Origin of the sequence: Parabacteroides sp. AF39-10AC, from assembly GCF_003635405.1 — a bacterium.
Taxonomy (GTDB): Bacteria; Bacteroidota; Bacteroidia; order Bacteroidales; family Tannerellaceae; genus Parabacteroides; species Parabacteroides distasonis.
In genome coordinates, this window is sequence record NZ_QTLP01000089.1 from 1 (window position 1) to 342 (window position 342).

1 pseudogene is annotated in these 342 nt (G+C 49.1%); it reads left to right on the top strand.

The window, feature by feature from the left end:
• Nucleotides 1–342: pseudogene (locus tag DW033_RS25180) on the top strand (integrase); the annotation flags it as partial.

A 342-nucleotide genomic window follows, 5' to 3' on the forward strand; every position in this document is an offset into this window, starting at 1 on the left:
TTGAATCGCCTGATGACTGTCCCGGTAAAAGGAGAGAAGTTGAGGAAGACACAACTGGCCCTTTGCTTGATGTTTCAATATGGGGGAATGTCGTTCGTTGATTTCGCCCATTTGAATAGGGGTAATATCAAGAACGGCATATTGGATTACAATCGCCAGAAGACCGGGACCTCTATGCGGTTGGAGGTCTTGGATACGGCGGAGGCTATGTATAAGGAGCTGGCAGGTGAGAGGGCGGGAGACTCCGGCTATTTATTTCCCTTTTTAAGTGGGACGAAGAACGGCCATGAGGAATATCTCGAGTACAATGCGGCCTTGTCCCGGTTTAACCGGAACTTGAAG